The organism is Streptomyces sp., assembly GCF_019510245.1.
Taxonomy (GTDB): Bacteria; Actinomycetota; Actinomycetes; order Streptomycetales; family Streptomycetaceae; genus Streptomyces.
Map to the genome: position 1 here is coordinate 1 of NZ_JAEKKT010000538.1, position 1792 is coordinate 1792.

Sequence of the window (1792 nt, forward strand, 5' to 3'; positions counted from 1 at the left end):
TCCGAGGGCCCGGGTTGCCCCGGACCACCGTGCTGAGAGGTGGGCGCCCCGGGACCCGGCCCCGCCAGACCGGCCTGTCCGGGAGCACCGTCCTGAGCGGCGGACGCCACCCACCACGGCGCCGCGGCCTCGACCTGCCCCGCAGCACCCAGCGGGCCCTGTCCGGGAGTCCCGGGCTCTGCCGCCGCCTCGCGCGCGGTCGGCTGCGCCGCCACCGTCCCCGCAGATTCATGCTCACCGGGCCCCTGGTCCCGCTCAGCCCCCGGCACCGCCCCCGGCCTCGTCGGATCCGTCGGCCCAAGACCTGCCGATGCCACCGGCGCCACCGAAACGTCGGGTGCCGTCTCGGCCCGCCCCGCCGAACCCGCCGTACCCCGCAAGGTCGTCGTGGGGCTGTCCGGGCCGGCCCCGTCCGCCACCGCCTGCAGCAGCTCGCGCGCCTCCCCGGCCCCCGGGCGTGCCTCGGGACGCTTGTCCAGCAGGCGCTGGAGAACCGGGCCGAGGGGGCCGACACGGTGGGACTCGGGCAGCGGTTCGCCGACGATCGCCGTGAGCGTGGAGAAGGTCGAGGTACGGCGGAACGGCGAGGCTCCCTCGACCGCCGCGTACAGCGTGGCGCCGAGGCCCCACACGTCGGAGGCCGGTCCCGGATCGGCACCCTGGGCGCGCTCGGGGGCCATGTAGTCCAGGGAACCGACGAGATGGCCGGTGCGGGTGAGGTTCGTGGCCGAGCCGTCGCCCGGATCGTCCATGGTGGCGATGCCGAAGTCGGTCAGCAGGACGCGGCCCGAGCGGTCGAGCAGGATGTTGCCGGGCTTGACGTCCCGGTGCAGTACGCCGGCTTCGTGGGCGGCGGCCAGCGCGTCCATGACCTTGGCGCCGATGCCGGCCACCTCACGCGGGTCGAGGGGGCCGCTCTTGCGCAGCACGGCGTCCAGCGACGGCCCGTCGACCAGCTCCATGACGATCAGTGGACGCCCATCGACCTCGGCCACGTCGTGCACCGCGACGACGCCGGGATGCCGGACCCGGGCCGCCGCACGGGCCTCGCGCTGCATCCGCAGCCGCAAATCCGCGAGTTCGGGGCCGTCGGCGTCGGTGTAGGTGCGCAGTTCCTTGACGGCGACCTCGCGGCCGAGGACCTCGTCGACGGCCCGCCAGACCACACCCATGCCGCCGCGACCGAGCTGGGCCACGACACGATAACGCCCGGCCAGCAGCCGACCGGCGTCGTCCTGGCCCTTTCCGTTGGTCTCCCCCGAAGACACCGCTGCCCCGTTCCTGTGAACACGTCAATGTTGCGACCGTGACAGGGCCGCTACGTCTCCGCCTCCTTCGTACTACTTCGTGGAGACGGTCAGGTCACCGCGCCGGGGCGTCGCGTACCCCTCCAGGTCGGCCCGGGTCAGACCCGTCAGCCGGGCCACCTCGGCGATGTCGAGGGCGCCGCAGTCGAGACCGCGCAGCAGATAGCCGCTGAGCGCCTTGGCGGTGGCCGGCTCGTCCATGACGTCGCCGCCGACCCGGCCCGCGTACCGGGCGAGTCGGCCGGCAGCCTGCTCGAAGCCTTCGCGGTAGAAGGCGAACACTGCCGCGTACCGGGTGGGGATGTGGCCGGGGTGCATGTCCCAGCCCTGGTAGTAGGCGCGGGCCAGCGCCCGGCGCGTCAGGCCGTAGTGCAGTCGCTAGGCGTCGTGGACCTTCGCCGTCGGGCCGACCGGCAGGACGTTCGTGGAGCCGTCCGAGACCCGTACGCCGGTGCCAGCGGCCGCGACCTGCATGATCGCCTTGG

Annotated in this window: 1 protein-coding gene and 1 pseudogene; both read right to left on the minus strand. The window is 74.2% G+C overall.

The annotated features are described in order from the left end of the window. The coding region (locus JF597_RS55175; protein ID WP_294014815.1) for a serine/threonine-protein kinase at positions 1-1268 on the minus strand (1268 nt) is incomplete at its 3' end. A 72-nt stretch (positions 1269-1340) separates the two neighbouring features. Further along, positions 1341-1792, minus strand: a pseudogene (locus JF597_RS55180) (aldolase); the annotation flags it as partial.